Source organism: Mesorhizobium sp. M7A.F.Ca.CA.002.04.1.1, from assembly GCF_004022805.1.
Lineage (GTDB): Bacteria > Pseudomonadota > Alphaproteobacteria > Rhizobiales > Rhizobiaceae > Mesorhizobium > Mesorhizobium ciceri.
Window position 1 is genome coordinate 1 of sequence record NZ_RZPL01000851.1, and the last position, 2,255, is coordinate 2,255.

The window sequence follows — 2,255 nt, forward strand, 5'->3', positions numbered from 1 at the left end:
CCGGCTCCGCCGAAATGTCGGCATCGTCCGCCGGCGCGGGGCCGTTCGGGTGATCGAGGACTTCGCGCAATGTGCCGACCGGAAAATAAGGCACGCGCGGCACGAATATGGGGGTTTCTCCCGCCGGCAGGCCGATCCGGCCGCTTCCCCATGGCCACAGGCCGGCAATGGCACGAAAGAACAGCGTCTTGCCCGCACCGGGATCGCCGGTGATCATGACGCGCTCGCCGGGGCGGATTTCGACATGCGGGTCGGCGAGCCTGGTGCAGCCCTCCGGCGAGGCCACTTCGAGCTTCTCGAAAGTCAGGCTGCCACTGACGTTTTGGCCGAAGGCGATGCGCTTTTCGGTGTCGTGCAACGCATCGGTTTCATCGAGCGCGATGCGGAAATCGGCCACGCGCATCAGCGTGGCGCGCCAATCGGCAATGCTGCCGATGTTGTTGATGAACCAGCGCAAGGAGGAGTGGACCTGGTTGAATGCGCCGACCGCCATCATCAGCCCGCCAAAGCTGATATCACCTGAGAAATAGACAGGCGAAGCAACCAGTATGGGCGCCACGACGGTGATCCAGCCATAGGTGTCGGTCACCCAGGACAGGTTGATCTGGGCGGTGTAGATGCGCCGCATGGCGCCCAGCACCGTGCCGAGATCGAGTTCGAGCCGCCGCCTGGCGTCGGCCTCGCCATGATACAACGCGATGGCATCGACATTCTCGTTGACGCGCACCATCGAGGAGCGCAGCTCGGCTTCGCGTGTATAGCGGTCGCTGTTCAGGCGGATGAGCGGCCGCCCGACCAGCCAACTCAGCCAGGAGGCGATGCCGGCGTAAAGGATGGCGGCCCAGACCATGTAGCCCGGTATGGCCAGCGAGGTCCCGCCGATGTGGAACACGAAGCCCGAGGACAGCTCCCACAGCACGCCGACGAAGGACACGAGCAGGATGCACGACTGCAGCAGGCCGACGCCGAGATCGGTTGACAGATCGGACAGATGCGCGGCGTCCTGCTGCATGCGCTGGTCGGGATTGACGCCGATGGCGCCGGCATTGGCCAGACGGAAGGCGCGCGCCGGCCGCATCCATTGATCGATCAGATCCAGCGTCAGCGCCTCGCGCAGCTTGAGCCTGATCATCTGGTTGAGCCAGGTCTGGCCGATATTGAGCACCAGAAGTCCCCCGGCTATGGCCGCGAAGACGAGGAGCTGGTGCAAAAAGGCCGCCATGTTGCGGCGGGCAAGCGCATCGTAGAAAGGCTGGTTCCAGCGGTTGAGCAGAACCTGGCCGATCGACGTTGCGATGATCACGGCCATGATGCCGACCGATGTCCACAGCAACCATCTGCGAACCGGCGATCCCGCAAGCGCCCGCCGGATCGTCATCACCTGATCGTGCAGGCTGCTGGCCTCGACCGCCACGGCAACCGGCTGAACGGCGGCGGCATTGTCCGGTTGATCAGCCATGGCCGAGGTCCTTGCGTCAGTGCTGCAACCGGATGGAGAAACTTGACAGGCGTTCGTATGAGCTGCCGGATGGGCTGTCGGTCTGCTTGCGACAGATAGGCAGGGAAACGACGTCAGGCACGCTTGCCGCGATCACGAAGCCGTCACCCGCGCAGCCAAGGGCTTGGCATCCGCTTTGTGACGGCCAAGCCGGGTGGCGCCATGCGGCGACAGCACCGGCACGAAGACGCGGCGCGATGCGCGCTGCGCCACCGGCACGCCTTGATAGAGCCGCTTCTGCGCCTCGACCACGATGACCCCGGAAAAGATCGGCCACAGCCGCCGGCCGGCGCGCTCCAGTACATTGTGGAAGCGCATCATGAAACGGCGCCGCGATGGCGGAAAGAACAGCGCATCGGACCAGGCGGCGGGCGTGAAATTGGCCTCGCGCAGCAGTTCCGTAAGCTGGCCTCGCGAAAAGGGCCGGCCGTTGCCGAATGGGGTGTGCTCGAAGCGCGCCCAGACACCGCGCCGGTTGGGCACGACGATGACCACCCGGCCGGCCGGCGACAGCACGCGCCAGATCTCGTTCAGCGTCTCACGCGGGTTCTCGACATGTTCGAGCGAATGGACGAGCAGCATGCGGTCGATGCAGGAATCGACCAGCGGCAGTTCCTCGTCGAAGACCAGTGCCGTCGCCGTCGGCCCCGTCGCCGGCCACACCACCGCGCCTTGCGTTGCCGGCATGAAGGCGAAGACCCGCTCGGCGTCGCTGCCGAACCGCTCCAGCCACGGCAAGGTGTAGCCCAGACCAACC

2 protein-coding genes are annotated in these 2,255 nt (G+C 65.4%); both read right to left on the reverse strand.

Annotation, left to right across the window (positions count from 1 at the left end; all coding sequences use genetic code 11):
- The coding region (locus ENZ75_RS29405) for an ABC transporter ATP-binding protein/permease (RefSeq protein ID WP_164888101.1) at window positions 1-1,459 on the reverse strand (1,459 nt) is incomplete at its 3' end.
- A gap of 132 nt (window positions 1,460-1,591) precedes the next feature.
- A partial coding sequence (locus tag ENZ75_RS29410; protein ID WP_128278532.1) for a methyltransferase domain-containing protein occupies window positions 1,592-2,255 on the reverse strand: 664 nt, incomplete at its 5' end.